Source organism: Mesorhizobium sp. 01N446, assembly GCF_056399285.1.
The window spans coordinates 18138-37268 of sequence record NZ_JBFTRA010000014.1; the positions used below are offsets into that span (position 1 = coordinate 18138).

Genomic DNA, 19131 nt, shown 5'->3' on the forward strand with positions numbered 1-19131 from the left:
CGGCCGTCACTCCGTTAGTGTCAACTAAATTAAATATTGCTTAACCATTCTTCTTGAGCGTTGGTTAACCTAACCCTTTGAACGGGAGCCCAAACTTTTCGGCATGCAGGCCGATGGTCGGCTTGAGAATAGACGTCCGATGAAATTTTCAGCGTTGGAAGAAAAGCTGATGGACCAAGGGCACCCGGTGCGTTTCCGGCAAGCTCGGCCCGTTAACCATGCCGAGCGTATCATGGTTAAGCAACCGTTAATTGTACTTGACTCCTGGTCGCGATCGGCTCTTAAATTAGCTCGGGATGATATATCGGAATATGACGCGAATTTGTGAGTATCGCGGCGAACCTTCTCTCTTGAGCTCCTCGTACCAGCGTCTTGAGAGATGATTTTCATGGTGGGATCGGTGCATAGCAACACCCGCCAATAGTCGCTCCAAATCCCGCAGATTCCGCCGATAAGCCGATAGGGTTTTGGACGATCGCGTCGATCACTCTTCGACGCGTGGGCGAGGCTTCGACTTCCGCAGGATATCGATGCCATGGGAGATTATCATGAAAAATATCGCAGCAAGTGCGCTTGCAATCGCGCTGGTTTTGGGCGGCAGCGCCGCGTTGCCGACTTCGGCGGGCGCCGGCTCGGCAGCCGCGACGGATCCCGTTCAGACGAGCAGCGCCGCGTCGGCGTTCGGATCCTATGATCCTTACGGCGACTTCAGCGCCGACAAGACCGCCAGCATCGAAGAGTTGTTCCTGCCTTGGGAAGACGTCGATCTGACGACCCTTCCCCTGGCCGATGCCTATGCCCTTCAGCGAAACCGGTCGCTCTTGATCACCATCGAGCCTTGGACCTGGTCGAAGGATTGGCGCATCACCCCGAACGAACTGCGCGACGGGATATTGAGCGGCAGATATGACGCCAACATGCAGGCGATCTGCGACCTGGTGGGGGCCATGAAGAGCCCCGTCACCATTCGCTGGGCGCAGGAAATGGAGGACAAGAACGGTCGCTTCACCTGGGCCAACTGGGCACCCAAGGATTGGATCGCCGCCTACAAGCGCGAGGTCGACCTCTGCCGCAAGGCCGCTCCGGCCGCCAAATACATGTGGTCGCCCAAAGGTGAAGAGGGTCTGGAGAAGTACTACCCTGGCGACGACTATGTCGACGTCATCGGCCTGTCGGTATTCGGCCTGCAGAAAAAGGACAATGACGAGGCCGGTCGCGACCGCACGTTCGCCGAAACGCTGAAGCCCGGATATGACCGCGTCGCGGGTTTCAACAAGCCGGTCGTGGTGGCGGAGCTCGGCTATGTCGGGAAGCAGGAATATGTTTCGCAATGGGAAGGCGATTCCCGCAAGTCCTATTCCGAGTTTCCGGCGCTGACCTCGGTCGTCTACTTCAACCAGAAGGAGGTGTGGCCATGGTTGGGCGGCTATGGGCTGCCCGATTGGAGGGTTACCCAGCACGTCCTGCCCTAGGCATGCTGTGTCAGGTTGGGTGCAAGCGTAAGAACTGAGCGTAGCGTAAATTGTAGGGGTGGGGTCGTGAAACGAGTACTGGGCAATTCCATTGGAACGGCACTTGCCTGTTCCATAGCCGTCCTGGCCTTCCAGATTCCGGCGGTGGCCAAGACAGCGGCGCAGGTCGCCGACCTGGCCGAAAAGGCCGAAGCGGTGCCCGACGAAGGCATCTACCAGATGTACCATAACCGTTCATGGCTCTGGGGCCGAAATGGTGCGGGTTATTTTGCCGTGCAGCGCCGTCAATTCAGCGCCTGGACTTCGGACAAGGGCAAGCCTGGCTATGGTGACGGGATCTGGTTCATCCCCGGAGGCGGCAAGCTTTGCTTCCGGGCAAAATGGCATGGCGCGGGAGGTGACTCCAACGCCCTCACCTGCTTCGAGCATCGTCAGAGCCGCAGGGTGGTCTACCAGCGCAAGCTGCCGGATGGCGACTGGTACGTCTTCAGGAGTTCGCACCGCAACCTGGCGGACGAGTTCATGAAACTGAAACACGGCGACTATGTCAGCTGGAAACAGAAACGGATCAAGGCACAAGAGTAGCCTTATCGCCGGCTGAAGCGCGCCGCACCGATACGGGCTCATGCGGCGCGCTTGGGCCTCTGTTCGTGCCTGGCATCAAGCCTTGCGCTCCCAGCGGCGGTCCGATGTCTGCTGCCAGTAGGTCACGGCATGGCCCGCGTCCTTCATCGTCTTCCAATGCGCCCTCGCCGCCTCGACCTGGGCGGCGTCATGGCCGTCGAACAGGAACACGGCACGCTCGTAACCGCCAAGGTCTGATGGTACCGCGCCGTCGACCAGGAATCTTATCTTGGCCTCGTTGGGATTGCCGGCGCCCGTGGTCAACAGGATAGGCTGTTCGCCGGGATAAGCCTCGCGGTCGGTTGCGTGCGCCAGGAAAGAATCATCGCGGAAAGTCCACAGATGCTGGTCGAGCGCGTCGCGCCGTTCCTCGGTACCGGTCTGCACCACGGCGCGCCAGCCACGATCGACGCTGCGTTCCAGCAGGCCCGGCAGCGCCTCCTCCAGGGTCGATTCGGTCAGATGGTAGAACAGCACATCGGCCATGGATCAGGGTCAGCTCTCGTAGTGATCGCGCACCAGCCGGTCGAGCAGCCGCACGCCGAAGCCTGAGCCCCAGGACTGGTTGATCTCGCTCGACGGCGAGCCCATGGCGGTGCCGGCAATGTCGAGATGCGCCCAGGGCGTGTCCTTGACGAAACGCTGCAGGAATTGTGCCGCGATGATGGCGCCGCCATAGCGGCCGCCAATGTTCTTCATGTCGGCGTTCTTGGAATCGATCAGCTTGTCGTATTCGGCGCCGAGCGGCATGCGCCACAGCCGCTCCTGCGTCGCCTGCCCCGCCGCAGCAAGCCTCTCGGCCAATTCGTCATTGTTGGAGAACAGGCCGGCATAGTGCAGGCCGAGCGCGACCATGATGGCGCCGGTCAGCGTCGCCAGATTGACCATGAATTTCGGCTGGAAGCGGTCGTTGCAGTACCACAGCGCGTCGGCCAGCACGAGACGCCCCTCGGCGTCGGTGTTGAGCACCTCGATGGTCTGACCCGACATCGAGGTGACGATGTCGCCGGGACGCTGGGCATGGCCATCGACGGCGTTTTCGACCAGGCCGATAATGCCGACGACATTGGCCTTTGCCTTGCGCGCGGCCAGCGCATGCATGAGGCCGGTCACGGCGGCAGCGCCACCCATATCGCCCTTCATGTCCTCCATGCCCGAAGCCGGCTTCATCGAATTGCCGCCGGTATCGAAAGTGACGCCCTTGCCGACGAAGGCGATCGGGCTGTCCTTGGGCTTGCCGCCGTTCCACTGCATGACGGCCATGCGCGCGCCGCGGGGCGAGCCTTGCGCGACACCGAGCAGCGAGCCCATGCCGAGCTTCTTCATCTCCTTCTCGGTCAGGATCTCGACCTTGACGCCAAGCGTCTCGAGTTCCTTGGCGCGGGCCGCGAACTCGAGCGGTCCCAATATGTTTGCCGGTTCGTTGACCAGGTCGCGCGCCAGAAGCACGCCGTCGATCACCGCCTCGGCATCGGCGAAGGCCTTCTTGGCACCTGCCGGGTCGGCCGTGTGGATGGTTATCTTGACCGGCTTCTTGGGATCGGCCTTTGCATCATCCTTGTCCTTGCTGGTCTTGTATTTGTCGAAGGAATAGCTGCGCAGGAGAATGCCCGCGGCAAGGTTGGCGGCATCCTTGCCGTCAGCCGAAGCGCCAACCAGGTCGAGCAGCACGGCGACGTCGGTTGCCTTGCGCAGCGACGCTGCAATGGTGCCCCCGAGTTTCAGCCAGGCATATTCATCGAGCCCCGCCGCCTTGCCCGCGCCGATCGCGACCAACCTGTCGAGCGACGTTCCTTCCGGCGCCAGTATCTCGACGACGCCGGCGAACTTGCCGGTGAATTCGGCCACCGGAAAGGCCCGCTCCAACGTCTTGCCGGGGTCGTAAGCTCTGGCCGCATCGCTCAGGCCGCCGTCATCCGCCGATAGCACGAAGACCGTGCCCTTCCTGTTCGCCGCCGTCTGGGGCGCGGCGAATTTTGCAAAGGCGATCGATGGTCTCGGGTTCATCATGTCCTGCTTTCGGGGATGGCGCGCGAAGCGTTTGAAGCGATCCGCGACATTTGGTCGTTTTCCGGCATTTGGCAAGACTTTGCCAAAATGGCTACCCATATGACAGTTGGAATCGATGGCGATTCGTCGCGGCACGGCCCCGCTTCATGCCGCAACCTGTTGTTAACCATCGATGTTCGCCCTTTCTTATCCATTCCCTCCGACACTCCGATCCATTGCGGCACGCGACGCGGGACGGGAACCGGATCGCCTGCCTTGATCGAGCCCATCGGAGCCAGTTGTGCGGGCGTCGCCGGACAGCTACCCTTGGCGTGGTGGCATGATGCCGTTCGAGAAAATCGAGTAAAGCCTTCATGAAGGTCGTTGAACGCTACATCATGCGCCGCGCTTTCGTGGTCTTTCTGGCAGCGCTGGTCTGGACGCTGGCCATCGTGTGGACCACGCAGGTGCTGGCCAAGATCGATCTGGTTACCGACAGCGGCCAGTCGTCGATGACCTTCTTCGAGGTCGCCGCGCTCATTCTTCCCTCGATCATTCCGATCGTCGTGCCTTTCGCGCTGGTGGTGGCGGTCGCGCAGACACTGAGTGTCATGAATTCGGATTCCGAACTCGCCGTCGTCAACGCCGCCGGCGCGTCGCGTTGGACGATCGTTCGGCCAATCATGCTTCTCGCCCTTGCGGCGAGCGTTTTTTCCTTTGCCGTCGACAATGGCATCGACCCCTATGCGCGGCAGAAGAACCGCGCTTTGGTGGCGCAGTCGCGCGCCGACCTGTTGTCGCTGATCATCCAGGAAGGCACTTTCCGCAAGATCGAGGATGGGCTGTTCCTGCAGATTGGCGAGCGGCTTCCCGACAACAGGCTGGGCGGCATATTTGTCGCCGATTCGCGCGAGGAAGGCGTCAATCTCGTCTACTACGCCAAGACCGGCAGCGTCGTCGAACGCGGCGGCGAAAAGGTGCTGATGATGAATGACGGCGTCATCCACCGCAAAACACTGACCGGCGACCTCAGTGTCATCCGGTTCACCTCCTACGCCTTCGACATGTCCGCCTTCATGGCGGCGGCTTCCGAGGTGACGCTGCTGCCGAAGGACCAGACCACGCAGTACCTGCTCAATCCCAACGTCAACGACAAGCTTTATCAGCAAAACCCCCAGGAATACCGGGCCGAGGTCGACCAACGATTTTCGGAATGGCTCTATTCCATGGTGTTTGCGCTGATCGCGCTCGCGGTCGCCGGCGACGCGCGCTCGCATCGCGAGGCACGCGTCAATCCCTTGATCACGGCTATCACCATATCCCTCTTCGTGCGCTGGCTGGGTTTCTTTGCCGCAAGCAAGGCCGATGAAGTGCCGCAATTTGCCTACATGGTCTATGGAGTGCCCATCGTGGCTTCCGCGGTGGCGATCTGGTTCATCGTCTCCAACCGGACCATGGAGCTGCCGGTGGCCTGGGCGGACTGGATGACAAACCTGGCCAGCCGCTTCGGGGACGGCTGGAACGCTCTCAAACTGCGCTGGTCCAGGCGCGGCACTTCAGGTCAGGGGATCGGCTGATGGGCTGGACGCTGGGCCGCTATTTCTTCTTCCGCTACGTGACGATCACGATCTGGTTCTTCCTGGGCCTGCTGGCGCTGGTGTTCCTGATCGATTTCACCGAGCTGTCCGGCCGCACCACCGGCCTGCCCGGCTTCACCTACGGAACGGCGGTGGCCATTTCAGGCCTCCGCATGCCGATGATCATGCTGCAGACCGTGCCGTTTGTCGGCCTGTTCTCGGCAATGGCGACGCTGGTTTCGCTCAACCGCCGCTACGAACTGGTCATCGCGCGGTCCGCCGGCGTTTCCGCCTGGCAATTCCTCTTGCCATGCTGCATCGGCGCGTTGCTGTTCGGCTTTGTGTCGGTCGGGCTCATCAACCCCCTCGCCGCGCACGCCTTCTCCTTGTCCGAGCAGATCGAGACCCAGTTGCGCTCCGGCAAATCAAACACGGTTTCGGCCGACGCCGCCCCCTGGATTCGCCAGAAAACCAGCTCCGGTGACACCATCATCGGCGCGCGGGCCATCCTCAACCAAGGCCTGGAGATGGCCGACGCCGTCTTTTTCGTCCTCGACCAGCAAGGCAACATCGTCGAGCGCAAGGACGCCGCGCGCGCCTACCTGCGGGACGGCTATTGGGAATTGCAGGATGTGAAGACCTTCAGGAACGGCACCATCCAGTCCGCGGCTAGCGATCGTGTGCCGACCAATCTGAAGCCGGAATTCGTGCAGGAGCGGCTGGCGCGCCCGGAGACCATTCCGTTCTACGACCTGCCTGGAAAAATCGAGGTTGCCCGTTCCTTCGGCCTCAAGGCAAATGCGTTTGCCATGCAGTTTGATTCGCTGGTGGCGTTGCCGTTCCTCCTCGTCGCCATGACGCTGATTGCGGCAACAGTTTCAATGCGATTTGCGAGGATGGGACAATCGGCAACGATGATTCTGGGTGGCGTCGTTGCCGGGTTTCTGCTTTATGTCGTTTCGGTGCTGGTGAAGGCATTCGGCGTGGCGGGGTTCGTGCCGACTGCCATAGCCGCCTGGGTGCCAGTCGTGGTAGCTATGTTCTTCGGGGTGACTTTCCTGCTATACAAGGAAGACGGCTAGTGAGGGAGGCGTTTTTGCCCAGCAGCAGGCAGGCCCATTTGGCGCGCCTTTATGCGGCGAGCGCCTTGGCGTGCCTGCTTGCCTGCGCCGTGCCGTTGCCTGCGTTCGCGCAGGAAGTCGGCAAGATGGCGACCAATGTTCCGTCCGGCTCGCAGATGCTGCTGGCCGCCGACACGCTGGTCTACAACAACGACAACCAGACGGTGACCGCCGTCGGCGGTGTGCAGATCGACTATGGCGGCAATCGCCTCGTCGCCCAGAAGGTCATATACGACCGCAACACCAAGCGGATGGTTGCCACCGGCAATGTTGAAATCGTCAACAGTGACGGCACCAAGATCAATTCGCAGCATATCGACATCACCGACGATTTCGCCGATGGTTTCGTCAACGCGTTGCGCGTTGAAACCATCGACAAGGCGTATTTCGCCGCCGAAAGCGCCGAGCGCATGGGCGGCGTGCTGACCACCTTCCACAACGGCGTCTACACCGCCTGCGAACCGTGCGAGGACAAGCCCAACAAGGCGCCGACCTGGCGTGTGAAGGCCAGGAAGATCATCTGGAATGGCGAGAAGAAGACGGTTCGCTTCGAGAATGCGAATTTCGAGTTCTTCGGCTTTCCGCTCGCCTACTTGCCGGCTTTCGAGATCGCCGACCCGACGGTGAAGCGCAAAAGCGGCTTCCTGATCCCGAGCATCAACTACAACAGCCATCTGGGGTACAGCGTCAAGGTTCCCTACTATTTCGCCCTTTCGCCGACATATGACCTGACGGTGACGGGAAGCGGCTATACCAAGCAGGGTTTCCTCGGAGAGGCCGAGTGGCGCCAGCGCTTCAACAATGGCCAATACAGTTTGAAGATCGCCGGAATCCAGCAGCGGAATCCGGACGCCTTCCTTGATACAACGGCTTTCCCGGCCTCCGGTGGCCACAACGTCGATTCGGGCGCGGCGGGCGATCCGAACAAGTTCCGCGGCATGATGGGCACGCAGGGCCAGTTCGCCATCAACGAACGCTGGAATTTCGGCTGGGACGTGCTGCTGCAGACCGACAAGAATTTCTCCAACACCTACAACATCGACAAATACAACGGTTCCGTCCACCAGTCGTCGGTCTACCTGACGGGTCTCAATGGCCGTAACTATTTCGACGTGCGCGCCATGCACTTCGAAGTCCAGGAAGACACACCGAACGACAATGCGGCCGCGCGAAGCGGCCAGCAGCCTTGGGTGCTGCCGTCGCTCGACTACGCCTATATTCCCGACGTGCCGGTTGCCGGCGGCCAGCTGTCGCTCAATGTCAATACACGGGTCATCCGTCGCGATGATCTCGATGAGGCTTTCAACATCCCATACGACGCCAGCAGCCCCGTACAGCGCGTGCGCGGCGTCGCAGGTGAGTCCGGGCGCCTCACCACCGAGGCCGAGTGGAAACGGACCTTCGTGACCGACGACGGGCTGGTGCTGACACCGTTGCTGGCACTGCAGGGCGACGTCGACTACGTCGATGCGTCATCGGGTTCGCTCGCCGCCGTCAACCAGATGGCGACGAATTTGAGCCAGCAGGACGATATGCGCTCGTCTTTCGCCCGGTACATGGCAACCGCCGGTCTCGAGATGCGTTGGCCGGTGCTGTTTTCGATGGCCAGCGGGTCCAGCCATGTCATCGAGCCGATGGCGCAGCTGTTCCTGCGTCCGAACGAACAATATGTCGGCGGTCTCGCCATCCCGAATGAAGACGCCCAGAGCATGGTGTTCGACGCGACCACCCTGTTCGAGCGCGACAAATTCTCCGGTTATGACCGCATCGAAGGCGGCTCGCGCGCCAATGTCGGCTTCCGCTATTCCGGCTCCTACATCAACGGCTGGGGCACCAACGCCATTTTCGGCCAGTCCTATCAGATTGGCGGCGAGAACTCCTTTGCCGCGCCGGACCTGGTCAATGTCGGTGCAAATTCCGGCCTTCAGACGACCAAGTCCGACTATGTCGGCCTGTTCGGCATCAACAGCCCGAATGGGTTCGCGGCTTCCGTCAGCGGCCGCTTCGACGAACAGACTTTCGAAGTTCGCCGCGCCGAGTTCAAGGCCGCCTATTCAGGCCTGCCGGTGTCGCTCAGCGCCAAGTACGCTTTCATCCAGGCTCAGCCGCTCTACGGTTTCACCACCGACCGGCATGAGGTGACGCTCGGTGCATCCACGCATCTTGCCGAAAACTGGCGCGTGTTCGGGACAGGAACCTATGATCTGCAGCAAAGCCTGCTGGTCAAGGATGGGGTCGGCTTCGCCTACAACGATTCCTGCTTCACCTATCTGATGACGTACTCGCAGTCGCGTGACCTGAACACCAGGGAAGTGACGCAGAGCATCGGCTTCAACCTGTCGTTCCGCACCCTCGGCGACTTCGGTTCGTCGACCAGCGCAGTCGACACCATCCAATAGCCGGCGAGTCATCGTTTCGCCGCATAGGGCTGGCACGGATTCGCGCACCCGGAAGAGGACGAAATTGGGCGGAACCGGGATAGAATTGGGATGCTAATGATGAGGAAATACCTCTTTTCAGCAGGGTTCGCGCTGCTTGTGGCGGCGACATCCGTGTCGATGATGACGGTCATGACGCCGCCGGCTTTCGCCAGCGAGATCAAATACGTCGTCAACGACATACCAATCACGTCGGGCGATATCGCGCACCGCGCCGCCTTTTTGAAGCTGCAGCGCAAGAAGGGCGATGCCGCCCAGGAAATGATCGACCAGACGCTGCGGCTTGCCGAAGCCAGGCGGCTTGGCATCCGCATCAGCGACGCCCAGGTCGAGGCGGCCTATCAGCGCTTTGCCACCAACAACAAGATGCAGCTTGGCCAGCTCGATGGCGTGATGGAAAAATCCGGCGTCGGCAGGGACCATTTCAAGGAATTCATCCGCGCCCAGATGGCCTGGAACCAGGCTTTGAGCGCGCGSTACCGTTCCGGTGAAGGCGGCAGCGTGACCGAGCAGGACGCGGTCAGGCGCATGCTCGACAAGGGCGGAGCCAAACCGAGCGCCACCGAGTACATGCTGCAGCAGGTCATCTTCGTGGTGCCCGCCGCCGAACGCAGCGCGACGCTGGCCAAGCGCAAGCGCGAAGCCGATGCCATGCGCGCCCGCTTCAACGGCTGCAACACGACGCGCGAATTCGCCAAGGGCCTGATCGACGTCACTGTTCGCGATCTGGGCAGGGTGCTGGCGCCGCAGCTGCCGCCTGACTGGGCCGAGCAGATCAAGGCGACCAAGGTCGGAGGCGCGACCACCACGCGCGAGACCGAGCGCGGCGTCGAATTCATCGGCATCTGCTCGTCGCGTGAAGTGTCAGACGACAAGACCGCCCAGATGGTGTTCCAGAGCGAAGGCTCCAATGACAAGGCGGCCGACGATCTCAGCAAGAAATATGTCGACGAGCTGAAGGCGAAAGCCCGCATCGTCAAGCGCTGACGTGAGGAGCGCGATGACCGCGCTGGCCCTGAGCGTCGGCGATCCCTCGGGCATCGGCCCCGAAATCGCCATCGCCGCCTTCCTGGCGCGCGAGTCCGCCGGCCTGCCCGCCTTTTATCTTCTGGCCGATCCGGCGCTGATCGCCTCACGGGCACGGCAACTGGGCGTGTCGGTGCCGTTCGTCGAAACGACACCGGCGCAGGCGGCGCAGGTTTTCACCCGCTCCTTGCCGATCGTTCCACTGGCGGCCCGGTTCACCGACAGCCCCGGCCGGCCGGATCCGGCCAATGCGGCCGGAACCGTCGAGGCGATCGACCGCGCTGTCGCCGCCTGCCTTGCCGGCGACGCCGCTGCCGTCGTCACCTGCCCGATCGCCAAGAAGCCGCTCTATGATGCCGGTTTCCGCTTTCCCGGCCACACCGAATATCTGGCGCATCTGGCAACCCGCCACAATGGTATCGAGGCAATGCCGGTCATGATGCTGGCAGGCCCTGACCTGCGCACGGTTCCCGTCACCATCCACATCGCCCTGGCCGAGGTGCCGAAGGCCCTGACCACCGAACTGATCGTCGCGACCGCGCGCATCACCGCGGCCGACCTTGCCGGCCGCTTCGGCATCGCCAGGCCGAGGCTGGCCATTGCCGGCCTCAATCCGCATGCCGGCGAAGGCGGTTCCATGGGCCTGGAGGACGCGCGCATCGTGCAGCCGGCAGTCGACATCCTGCGCGCCGAGGGCATCGATGCTTTCGGCCCCCTGGCGGCCGACACGCTGTTCCATGCGCGGGCGCGGGCAGGCTATGACGCAGCACTTTGCATGTATCACGACCAGGCACTGATCCCTGCCAAGACGCTGGCCTTCGACGAAGCGGTCAACGTCACGCTCGGCCTGCCCTTCATCCGCACCTCGCCCGACCATGGCACCGCCTTCGACATCGCCGGCAAGGGCATTGCGCGGCCCGACAGCCTGATCGCCGCGTTGAAGCTCGCCAGGCGGCTCGCCGACACAGACAAGAAGGCCGCGGCCGCATGAGCGCTCCCGTTTCGGGTCCGAACGCATGAGCATCGACGGGCTGCCGCCACTGCGCGATGTCATCGAGCGCCATGGGCTGCAGGCGAAGAAGGCGCTCGGCCAGAATTTCCTGCTTGACCTCAATTTGACCGGCAAGATCGCACGCGCTGCCGGCGATCTGACAAACACCGCGGTGATCGAGGTTGGACCGGGACCCGGCGGCCTGACGAGAGCGCTGCTTTCCAACGGCGCCCGCCGGGTTGTCGCTATCGAACGCGACGAGCGCTGCCTGGCGGCGCTGGCCGAAGTCTCCGCTCACTATCCCGGCCGGCTGGAGGTGGTTTCCGGCGACGCGCTGAAGACTGACTTCGCCGCCCTCGCCTCCGCGGCGGCTTCAGACGGCGGTCCGGTGCGGATCGTGGCCAATCTGCCCTACAACATCGGCACCGAGTTGCTGGTGCGGTGGCTGACCGTCGTGGACTGGCCGCCCTTCTACGCCTCGATGACGCTGATGTTCCAGCGCGAAGTTGCCCAGCGCATCGTGGCCGAACCCGGCAGCGACGCCTATGGCCGGCTTGGCGTGCTGGCCGGCTGGCGCACGAAGGCCAGGATCGCCTTCGACGTGCCTCCCCAGGCCTTCACGCCGCCGCCCAAGGTGACCTCTTCGGTGGTGCATCTGGAGCCGCGCCTGACGCCCCTGCCCGCCGATGTGAAGAAACTCGGGCGTATCACCGAGGCCGCCTTCGGCCAACGCCGCAAGATGCTGCGGCAGAGTGTGAAAAGCCTGGGCGGCGAGGGCTTGCTCGAGCGCGCGGGCATCGATCCGACCCGCCGCGCCGAAACGCTCAGCGTCGAGGAATTTGTGCGGCTGACCAATGCGGCCTAGCGCCGGCAGCTCTGGAATTGCGAGGATGCAGGCATAGATATTCTGGCGAGCATGCCGGAGAAGCCAAATGCCTGCCTATATCATTTCCGATGTCACCATCCGCGACCAAGAGGCATTCCAGACATACCGAACACGTGCCGCGGCTTCCATTGCCCAGTATGGCGGGCGCTATCTCGTACGCGGCGGCCAGGTGGATACGCTGGAGGGCGAGTGGCATCCCACACCGCTGATCGTTGTCGAATTTCCCGACATGGAGCAGGCACGGCGCTGGTACGCATCCGCCGAGTATGCCGCGGCGCTGGACGTGCGCGACGCCGCGCTCAGCCGCCATCTGATCCTGGTCGACGGCATGGCGCCCTGAAGCCGGTCAGACGGTTTTCTCGTCGAGCAGGCCCGATACGAAGTCAAAAAGCCCGGGTCGGCGGTCGCGCCGCAATCGTTCGGCGACGACAATGCCGCGCACCTCGGCGAAGGCGCGATCGAGATCGTCATTGACGATGACGAAATCATATTCCTTCCAGTGCTCGATTTCGTTGCGGGCGTTCTTCAGCCGCGTTTCGATGACCGCTTCCTGGTCCTCGGCGCGGCGCTTCAGGCGGGCCTTCAATTCCTTCATCGACGGCGGCAGGATGAAGATCGAGACGATATCGGCGCGCATCTTCTCCTTGAGCTGCTGGGCGCCTTGCCAGTCGATGTCGAACAGCATGTCACGGCCCTGCGCCAGCGCCAGTTCCGCGGGTTCGCGCGGTGTCGCATAGCAATTGCCGTGCACCTCCGCCCATTCGAGCAGCGCATCGGAATCGCGCAACCGCTCGAACTCGCGCATCGTGCGGAAATGGTAGTGAACGCCCTCGATCTCCGAGCCGCGGCGCGGCCTGGTGGTGACCGAGACCGACAATTCGAGGCTGGAATCGCTTTCCAGGAGGTTGCGCGCGATCGTCGACTTGCCGGCACCGGATGGCGACGACAGGACGAGCATCAGCCCCCGGCGGCGGATGCGGGATCCCAAATCCCTGGGAACCATCGGCTCCTTGGCAACCATCGGCTACTCCAGATTCTGGACCTGTTCACGAAACTGGTCGACCACCGCCTTCAGCTCCAACCCGATCGCGGTGACGGCTGCGGCATTCGACTTCGAACACAGCGTATTCGATTCGCGGTTAAATTCCTGTGCCAGAAAATCCAGCTTGCGGCCGACCGCGCCGCCGCCCTCAAGCAGAGCCCGGCCAGATGCGACATGCGTTTTCAGCCGATCGATCTCCTCGCGAATATCGGCCTTGGTGGCGAGGAATGCCGCCTCCATATGCAGCCGGCTCGCATCCAGATTGGCGGACGCGTCCATCAGCAGCCTGACCTGCTCGGCGATGCGCTCACGGATCGCCGCCGTCTCGCGTGACGGATCCGCCTCCGCGCGCAGCGTCAATGCCTCGATGGCATCGATGTGGCCGGACAGCAGCAAAGTCAGCGCCGCACCTTCGCTTTGCCGTGCCTGCTCCAGCCCTTTCAGCGCCACGTCGAGCGCCGCCATGATGGCGGTGTCGAGCGCGGCGCGCGCCTCTTCGGTTTCCACGGTTTCGGGAACATCGAGCACGCCACGCAGCGACAGCAACCCGTCAGCCGTCGCGGGAGCAACGCCGAACTGTTCCTGCAGCCGTTTGGCGAGACCCGCAAGGTCCTTCAGAAACGCCTCGTTGACGACGGGTTGCGCCTGCGCGCCGGCGGCGCGGCCGATGGTCAGCGTCGCCTGGAAATTGCCGCGGGCGAACCGCTTTTGCAGCGTTTGCCTGACCGCCGGTTCCAGACGCTCGAAACCTTGTGGCAGCCGCAGCCGCACCTCGACGCTCTTGCCGTTGACGGACTTGACCTCCCAGGCGATCGAGGTGCCGTCATGCTCGGCGACGGCACGCGCAAATCCGGTCATGCTCTGCAAATTCATGTCGCCTGCACATCCCTGGCGCATCACCCCGAAACCAGTTTCCGGACAGGGCAAGTGCTGCTTGAAAATAACCACGCCACAGGTGCGTCGAAATCGGACGCATGGCGTTCCTTCAAATGTCAGGCTGTCGCCTTCCGGGCAACGCCTTTCTTCGTCTTACTGGGCATCGCCCGCATCGCCGCCGGCGTCACCATTGTCGCCACCGGTGGTGTTGCTGCCGTCGGCAGGCTTGTCGGCAGCTGGTTTGTCGGCGGCTGGTTTGTCGGTAGCAGGCTTGTCGGCATTGCCGTTTGTACCAGCGGCAGCGGCGGCCTTGGCCGCGTCATCGGCCTGCTTCTTCTGCAACGCACGATAACGGGCAACGTTCTCGTTGTGCTCGTCGAGCGTCGCGGCAAAGACGTGACCGCCTGTACCGTCGGCGACGAAATAGAGGTCGTCGGTCTTCGATGGATTGGCCACGGCCTCAAGTGCCGCGCGGCCCGGATTGGCGATGGGCGTCGGCGGCAGGCCGCTGATCACATACGTATTGTAAGGCGTCTGCTTCTGGATGTCCGACTGGTAGATCGGTCGGTCCGCGGGCTTTCCCTTGCCGCCGAACAGGCCATAGATGATGGTCGGGTCGGATTGCAGGCGCATGCCCTTGGCCAACCGGTTGATGAAGACGGCGGCGACGCGCGAACGCTCATCGCCCCTGCCGGTTTCCTTCTCGACGATCGAAGCCAAGGTGACGAAGTCCTCGATATTGGCCAGCGGCAGGTCCGGCGCGCGCCGCTGCCAGACCTCGTCGACCAGTTTCTTCTGGTCGGCCACCAGCTTGTCGATCATCTGCTGGCGCGTCGCGCCACGCGTGAAGCGCAGCGTGTCGGTGGCAAGGCTGCCCTCGGGAGGCGTTGTCGCCGGCATGTCGCCGCTCAAGGCGGGTTCGTCGGCGATGCGCTGCAAGGCCTGCTCGACCGTCAGTCCTTCCGGAATGGTCAGCGAGTACATCACCGACTTGCCGCTCTTCAACAACTCCATGATGTCACGCATGGATGCCCTGGGCTTGATCTCGTATTCGCCGGCCTTGAGCGCGGAATCATTGCCGAAAGCACGCACGCCAAGGCGGAAGACGCGGGCGTCGCTGATCAGTCCACGGCGCTCAAGCTGGTCGGCGATGTCCTGGACGCCTGTGTTCGGCTTGACCAGGAAGGTGTCGCCATTGGCCGAGGGACCAGGTTCGGTGAACTCCTGCTTGCCGAAGTAAAGCGCCGCGCCCGCGGCCAGAACCATCAGCATCACCAGGGAGATGACGAAGTTCATGAACACGACGACCTGGCTGCGCGAAGCGCGCGAGCGCTTCGGCGGCGGCGTTCCGGCTTCCGGCCGCAAGGCCTCGCTGGCCGTCTTCGGCACGATCGGTCCGGTATTGTTCGCCAGCCGTTGCCCGAATTCTCCGTTGCCCGCCGGATTTGTGTTCATCTCGCCCTACCGTTTGATCTCTCAACGAATCCCCTGCGGCAGAGTAGGGGCGAATATGGCAAAATTGACGGCATGCCGAAGCATCGCCCGGCAGCCGGGCGATCAGCCATTGTAGCGTTGGAACACAAGCGAAGCGTTTGTGCCGCCGAAGCCGAAGGAATTGGAGAGCGCCACGTCGATCTGGCGGGAGCGAGGCTTGTTCGGCACCAGGTCGATCGCGGTTTCGCGCTCTGGATTGTCGAGGTTGATGGTCGCCGGCGCGACGTTGTCCCTGATCGCGAGGATCGAAAAGATCGCTTCGGCGGCACCCGCCGCGCCCAGAAGATGGCCGATCGACGACTTGGTCGACGACATCGAAATCTTCGACGCGGCATTGCCGACAAGCCGCTCGACAGCGCCGAGCTCGATCGTGTCGGCCATGGTCGAGGTGCCATGCGCGTTGATGTAGTCGACATCGGCGGGCGTGAGCCTGGCCCGGTTCAACGCCGCGGTCATGCAACGGAAAGCGCCATCGCCGTCTTCAGCCGGCGCGGTGATGTGATAGGCGTCGCCGGTGAGGCCGTAGCCGGTCACCTCGGCATAAATCTTGGCGCCACGCGCCTTGGCGTGCTCGAGTTCTTCCAGCACCACGACACCGGCGCCCTCGCCCATGACGAAGCCGTCGCGGTCACGGTCATAGGGACGCGACGCCGTCTGCGGCGTGTCATTGCGCTCGGTCGACAGCGCCCGGCAGGCGGCGAAGCCGGCGATCGACAGCCTTGTCACCGGCGCCTCGGCGCCACCGGCGACCATGACGTCGGCGTCGCCCCACATGATCAGCCGGGCCGCATCGCCAATGGCGTGCGCGCCGGTCGAGCAGGCCGTCACGACGGCATGGTTCGGGCCTTTCAGCCCGTGCCGGATCGAAACCTGGCCGGAGACGAGATTGATGATCTGGCCGGGGATGAAGAAGGGGCTGATGCGGCGCGGGCCACGCTCCTTGAGGATCATCGCGTTCTCGGCGATGCCCTCGATGCCGCCAATGCCGGAACCGATGAGCACGCCTGTGGCGCATTGTTCTTCGTGGGTCTTGGGCTCCCAGCCGGAATCCTTCAGTGCCTCGTCGGCGGCCGCAATCCCGTACAGGATGAAGTCGCCGATCTTGCGCAATTCCTTAGGCTCGAGCACGGCCTCGGGATTGAAGGTGGCATTGCTGCCGTCACCACGCGGGACGACGTGGGCGATCTTGCAGGCAAGATCCTCCACCTCGAACTCGGTAATGCGTCTGGCCGCGCTGCGGCCGGTCAGAAGTTCCTTCCAGCTGTGCTCGAAGCCCATGCCGAATGGCGACAACAACCCAAGGCCCGTGACGACGACACGCCTCATCGCAGGTCCTCCCCAGTGATGACTGCGGAAAGCGTCAGGCCGAAGCCTTGTCGATGTACTTCACCGCGTCGCCGACGGTCAGGATGGTCTCGGCCGCGTCGTCGGGAATTTCCACGCCGAACTCTTCTTCGAACGCCATGACGAGTTCGACCGTGTCGAGGCTGTCAGCGCCCAGATCATCGATGAAGCTCGCCTGCTCCGTCACTTTGTCGGCATCGACGCCAAGGTGCTCGATGACGATCTTCTTGACGCGCTCTGCGGTGTCACTCATTTGGGCATCCTCGTCTTTTGTTTGTCTGTCTTCGTTAGCGGGCAGAATGCCGCTAATCAAGCTGAAAGATGGTCCTGCCGGAAACGCAACGGCCACGAACCGGTTTTTGCCCGAACCGCCGGGTTGCGGGCCGCATTACACGAAAAATGGCCGAGGTCCAAGGTGAAATGGTCTCTTTTCACAGGCCCGCCATATCCGTCAAATCATTGCCATGCCGCCATTGACGTGGATGGTCTGGCCGGTGACGTAGGCGGCTTCGTTGGAGGCGAGGTAGACAACGGCGGACGCCACTTCGGCACTCGTGCCCATGCGGCGCGTCGGAATCGCCGCCATGATCGCCTCCTTCTGCTTGTCGTTGAGCTTGTCGGTCATGGCCGATTCGATGAAGCCCGGAGCAACGCAGTTGACGGTGATGTTGCGGGTGGCGATCTCCTGCGCCAGCGATTTGGAGAAGCCGATCATGCCGGCCTTGGAGGCGCAGTAATTGGTCTGGCCGGGATTGCCGGTCACGCCAACCACCGAGGTGATGTTGATGATGCGGCCATGGCGGCGGCGCATCATCGGATGGGTGAGTTCGCGCGTCAGCCGGAAAACAGCGGTTAGATTGACCTCGAGGACGGAGTCCCAATCGGCGTCCGACATGCGCACGAACAGGCCGTCCTTGGTGATGCCGGCATTGTTGACCAGGATGTCGACGCCTTCGAGCTCGGCCTCCGCCTTCTGGCCAAGCGCCTTGACCTCGTCGCGGTTCGACAGATTGGCCGGGAACAGCTTGACCCGGTCGCCGAGTTCGCCCGCCAAGGTTTCCAGTTTCTCGATGCGGGTGCCGTGCAGGCCGACAATGGCGCCTTGCGCATGCAGCACGCGGGCGATCGCCTCGCCGATGCCTCCGGATGCGCCGGTGACGAGCGCCTTGCGGCCGGTCAGTTCGAACATTTTCGTCTCCTGATCTGAGAAAACACCCTTCACACGGGTGGGGTCAAATCGCCAGTGGATTATGCAAGAGCGGCCAGCGCGGCCTCGACATCGGCCGGTGCGCCGACGGCTGCCGTCGCAATGTCGCGGTTGATGCGCCGTGCAAGGCCGGACAGCACCTTGCCGGCGCCGATCTCGTAAAGTGTCGCAACGCCGTTGGCGCCGAACCATTCCACCGTTTCGCGCCAGCGCACGCGGCCGGTGATCTGCTCGACCAGGCGCCGGGCGATCTCGTCGGGATCGCTGGTCGGGGTCACCGTGACGTTGGACACCACCGGCACCACCGGCGCATGCTTCGTCACACCGGCGAGCGCCTCGCGCATGACATTGGCCGCCGGTGCCATCAGCGCCGAATGGAAGGGCGCCGAGACCTGCAGCATCAGCGCCCGCTTGGCGCCCTTTTCGTTGCACAATTTGGCTGCCAGCTCGACCGCCGCCTTGGCGCCGGAGATGACCAGCTGGCCGCCGCCATTGTCGTTGGCGATCTGGCAGACCTTGCCGGACCCTTGCACGGCCTCGGCGCAAGCGGCTTCGACATCCGCCTGCTCCAGCCCGATGATGGCCGCCATGGCGCCCTCGCCGGCCGGCACCGCCGCCTGCATGGCGTTGCCGCGGATGCGCAGCAGCCGCGCGGCATCGGCGACGGACACAAAACCGGCTGCGGCAAGGGCCGAATACTCGCCCAGCGAATGGCCGGCGACATAGGCGACCTTGTCCTTCAGCGAGAAACCGCGCGATTCCAGCGCCCTGATCGCCGCCAGCGAAACCGCCATCAGCGCCGGCTGCGCGTTGGCCGTCAGCGTCAAGGTCTCTTCGGGACCTTCCCAGATCAGCTTCGACAGATTTTCGCCGAGCGCGTCGTCGACTTCCTGGAAGACCCTGCGCGCCTCGGGAAAGGCGTCGGCGAGATCCTTGCCCATGCCGACAGCCTGGCTGCCTTGTCCCGGAAAGGTGAATGCGACGGCCATGCGAGGGCTCCCGAAGACTGGTTTTACTTGCCTGATAACACGAATTTTCCCTGCC

Annotated in this window: 19 protein-coding genes; 10 read left to right on the forward strand and 9 right to left on the reverse strand. The window is 62.9% G+C overall.

Features of this window, described 5'->3' with window-relative positions:
- Positions 1 to 548: 548 nt before the first annotated feature.
- Complete coding sequence (locus AC1DPX_RS32460; protein ID WP_477241936.1) at positions 549 to 1472, forward strand: glycoside hydrolase family 26 protein; 924 nt, start codon at positions 549 to 551, stop codon at positions 1470 to 1472.
- 66 nt (positions 1473 to 1538) lie between these two features.
- Positions 1539 to 2057 carry a DUF995 domain-containing protein gene (locus AC1DPX_RS32465; protein ID WP_477241938.1) on the forward strand — a complete coding sequence of 173 codons (519 nt, stop codon included), beginning with the start codon at positions 1539 to 1541 and terminating at the stop codon, positions 2055 to 2057.
- A gap of 75 nt (positions 2058 to 2132) precedes the next feature.
- Here the strand turns inward: AC1DPX_RS32465 and AC1DPX_RS32470 are convergent, their stop codons facing one another.
- Together AC1DPX_RS32470 and AC1DPX_RS32475 are read right to left on the reverse strand one after the other, a co-directional pair.
- Positions 2133 to 2582: a DNA polymerase III subunit chi gene (locus AC1DPX_RS32470; RefSeq protein ID WP_202355035.1), complete on the reverse strand. Its 450-nt coding sequence runs from the start codon at positions 2580 to 2582 to the stop codon at positions 2133 to 2135.
- 9 nt (positions 2583 to 2591) lie between these two features.
- On the reverse strand, positions 2592 to 4103 hold the full coding sequence (locus AC1DPX_RS32475) for a leucyl aminopeptidase (protein WP_202355036.1): 1512 nt from the start codon (positions 4101 to 4103) through the stop codon (positions 2592 to 2594).
- 356 nt (positions 4104 to 4459) lie between these two features.
- Here AC1DPX_RS32475 and lptF point away from each other — a divergent pair, with 356 nt between their 5' ends.
- From lptF to AC1DPX_RS32510, 7 genes are all read left to right on the forward strand, one after another.
- Positions 4460 to 5662 (forward strand): LPS export ABC transporter permease LptF, encoded by a 1203-nt coding sequence (lptF, locus tag AC1DPX_RS32480; RefSeq protein ID WP_202355037.1) that lies wholly within the window; start codon positions 4460 to 4462, stop codon positions 5660 to 5662.
- Positions 5659 to 6744, forward strand: a complete 1086-nt coding sequence (gene lptG, locus AC1DPX_RS32485) for an LPS export ABC transporter permease LptG (protein ID WP_477242060.1) — start codon at positions 5659 to 5661, stop codon at positions 6742 to 6744. The genes lptF and lptG overlap by 4 nt, the downstream gene beginning before the upstream one ends.
- Positions 6744 to 9182 carry an LPS-assembly protein LptD gene (locus AC1DPX_RS32490; RefSeq protein WP_202355038.1) on the forward strand — a complete coding sequence of 813 codons (2439 nt, stop codon included), beginning with the start codon at positions 6744 to 6746 and terminating at the stop codon, positions 9180 to 9182. Before lptG ends, AC1DPX_RS32490 begins: the two co-directional genes overlap by 1 nt.
- A 90-nt stretch (positions 9183 to 9272) precedes the next feature.
- On the forward strand, positions 9273 to 10208 hold the full coding sequence (locus tag AC1DPX_RS32495; RefSeq protein ID WP_477241940.1) for a peptidylprolyl isomerase: 936 nt from the start codon (positions 9273 to 9275) through the stop codon (positions 10206 to 10208).
- Positions 10209 to 10221: 13 nt separating this feature from the next.
- A complete protein-coding gene (pdxA, locus tag AC1DPX_RS32500; RefSeq protein WP_477241942.1) occupies positions 10222 to 11238 on the forward strand; it encodes a 4-hydroxythreonine-4-phosphate dehydrogenase PdxA in 1017 nt (338 codons plus the stop codon).
- A 25-nt stretch (positions 11239 to 11263) separates the two neighbouring features.
- Positions 11264 to 12103, forward strand: a complete 840-nt coding sequence (gene rsmA / locus AC1DPX_RS32505) for a 16S rRNA (adenine(1518)-N(6)/adenine(1519)-N(6))-dimethyltransferase RsmA (RefSeq protein ID WP_477241944.1) — start codon at positions 11264 to 11266, stop codon at positions 12101 to 12103.
- A 67-nt stretch (positions 12104 to 12170) separates the two neighbouring features.
- Positions 12171 to 12464, forward strand: coding sequence for a DUF1330 domain-containing protein (locus tag AC1DPX_RS32510; protein WP_477241946.1), 294 nt, complete (start codon positions 12171 to 12173; stop codon positions 12462 to 12464).
- Positions 12465 to 12470: 6 nt separating this feature from the next.
- Here AC1DPX_RS32510 and gmk read toward each other — a convergent pair whose 3' ends face one another.
- The 3 genes from gmk to mltG form a co-directional block, all read right to left on the reverse strand.
- The gene (gene gmk, locus AC1DPX_RS32515) at positions 12471 to 13127 is read right to left on the reverse strand and encodes a guanylate kinase (protein WP_027053294.1); all 657 of its coding nucleotides are present in this window, start codon (positions 13125 to 13127) and stop codon (positions 12471 to 12473) included.
- A 21-nt stretch (positions 13128 to 13148) separates the two neighbouring features.
- Positions 13149 to 14039 (reverse strand): YicC/YloC family endoribonuclease, encoded by an 891-nt coding sequence (locus tag AC1DPX_RS32520; protein WP_477241948.1) that lies wholly within the window; start codon positions 14037 to 14039, stop codon positions 13149 to 13151.
- A 156-nt stretch (positions 14040 to 14195) separates the two neighbouring features.
- Positions 14196 to 15338, reverse strand: a complete 1143-nt coding sequence (gene mltG / locus AC1DPX_RS32525; protein ID WP_477241950.1) for an endolytic transglycosylase MltG — start codon at positions 15336 to 15338, stop codon at positions 14196 to 14198.
- On the opposite strand from mltG, the gene AC1DPX_RS32530 reads away from it, so the two are divergent.
- Positions 15337 to 15612 carry a hypothetical protein gene (locus AC1DPX_RS32530; protein WP_477241952.1) on the forward strand — a complete coding sequence of 92 codons (276 nt, stop codon included), beginning with the start codon at positions 15337 to 15339 and terminating at the stop codon, positions 15610 to 15612. The two genes, mltG and AC1DPX_RS32530, sit on opposite strands and share 2 nt — an antisense overlap.
- On the opposite strand, the gene fabF is transcribed toward AC1DPX_RS32530, so the two are convergent.
- The 4 genes from fabF to fabD all read right to left on the reverse strand — a co-directional run bounded on the left by fabF (position 15600) and on the right by fabD (position 19076).
- On the reverse strand, positions 15600 to 16862 hold the full coding sequence (gene fabF, locus AC1DPX_RS32535) for a beta-ketoacyl-ACP synthase II (protein ID WP_202355045.1): 1263 nt from the start codon (positions 16860 to 16862) through the stop codon (positions 15600 to 15602). The two genes, AC1DPX_RS32530 and fabF, sit on opposite strands and share 13 nt — an antisense overlap.
- A 34-nt stretch (positions 16863 to 16896) precedes the next feature.
- Positions 16897 to 17133, reverse strand: coding sequence for an acyl carrier protein (locus AC1DPX_RS32540; protein WP_006203723.1), 237 nt, complete (start codon positions 17131 to 17133; stop codon positions 16897 to 16899).
- A 198-nt stretch (positions 17134 to 17331) separates the two neighbouring features.
- On the reverse strand, positions 17332 to 18069 hold the full coding sequence (gene fabG / locus AC1DPX_RS32545) for a 3-oxoacyl-[acyl-carrier-protein] reductase (protein WP_202355046.1): 738 nt from the start codon (positions 18067 to 18069) through the stop codon (positions 17332 to 17334).
- Between the two features lie 59 nt (positions 18070 to 18128).
- Positions 18129 to 19076 (reverse strand): ACP S-malonyltransferase, encoded by a 948-nt coding sequence (gene fabD, locus AC1DPX_RS32550; RefSeq protein ID WP_477241954.1) that lies wholly within the window; start codon positions 19074 to 19076, stop codon positions 18129 to 18131.
- Between the last annotated feature and the right edge of the window lie 55 nt (positions 19077 to 19131).

Excerpts from the sequence above, each read along its gene's own strand:
- AC1DPX_RS32460 (WP_477241936.1), top strand. The coding sequence starts at position 549 with ATGAAAAATATCGCAGCAAGTGCGCTTGCAATCGCGCTGGTTTTGGGC.
- AC1DPX_RS32470 (WP_202355035.1), bottom strand. The coding sequence starts at position 2,582 with ATGGCCGATGTGCTGTTCTACCATCTGACCGAATCGACCCTGGAGGAG.
- AC1DPX_RS32475 (WP_202355036.1), bottom strand. The coding sequence starts at position 4,103 with ATGAACCCGAGACCATCGATCGCCTTTGCAAAATTCGCCGCGCCCCAG.
- lptF (WP_202355037.1), top strand. The coding sequence starts at position 4,460 with ATGAAGGTCGTTGAACGCTACATCATGCGCCGCGCTTTCGTGGTCTTT.
- pdxA (WP_477241942.1), top strand. The coding sequence starts at position 10,222 with ATGACCGCGCTGGCCCTGAGCGTCGGCGATCCCTCGGGCATCGGCCCC.
- rsmA (WP_477241944.1), top strand. The coding sequence starts at position 11,264 with ATGAGCATCGACGGGCTGCCGCCACTGCGCGATGTCATCGAGCGCCAT.
- AC1DPX_RS32510 (WP_477241946.1), top strand. The coding sequence starts at position 12,171 with ATGCCTGCCTATATCATTTCCGATGTCACCATCCGCGACCAAGAGGCA.
- gmk (WP_027053294.1), bottom strand. The coding sequence starts at position 13,127 with ATGGTTCCCAGGGATTTGGGATCCCGCATCCGCCGCCGGGGGCTGATG.
- AC1DPX_RS32520 (WP_477241948.1), bottom strand. The coding sequence starts at position 14,039 with ATGAATTTGCAGAGCATGACCGGATTTGCGCGTGCCGTCGCCGAGCAT.
- AC1DPX_RS32530 (WP_477241952.1), top strand. The coding sequence starts at position 15,337 with ATGAACACGACGACCTGGCTGCGCGAAGCGCGCGAGCGCTTCGGCGGC.
- mltG (WP_477241950.1), bottom strand. The coding sequence starts at position 15,338 with ATGAACTTCGTCATCTCCCTGGTGATGCTGATGGTTCTGGCCGCGGGC.
- fabF (WP_202355045.1), bottom strand. The coding sequence starts at position 16,862 with ATGAGGCGTGTCGTCGTCACGGGCCTTGGGTTGTTGTCGCCATTCGGC.
- AC1DPX_RS32540 (WP_006203723.1), bottom strand. The coding sequence starts at position 17,133 with ATGAGTGACACCGCAGAGCGCGTCAAGAAGATCGTCATCGAGCACCTT.
- fabG (WP_202355046.1), bottom strand. The coding sequence starts at position 18,069 with ATGTTCGAACTGACCGGCCGCAAGGCGCTCGTCACCGGCGCATCCGGA.
- fabD (WP_477241954.1), bottom strand. The coding sequence starts at position 19,076 with ATGGCCGTCGCATTCACCTTTCCGGGACAAGGCAGCCAGGCTGTCGGC.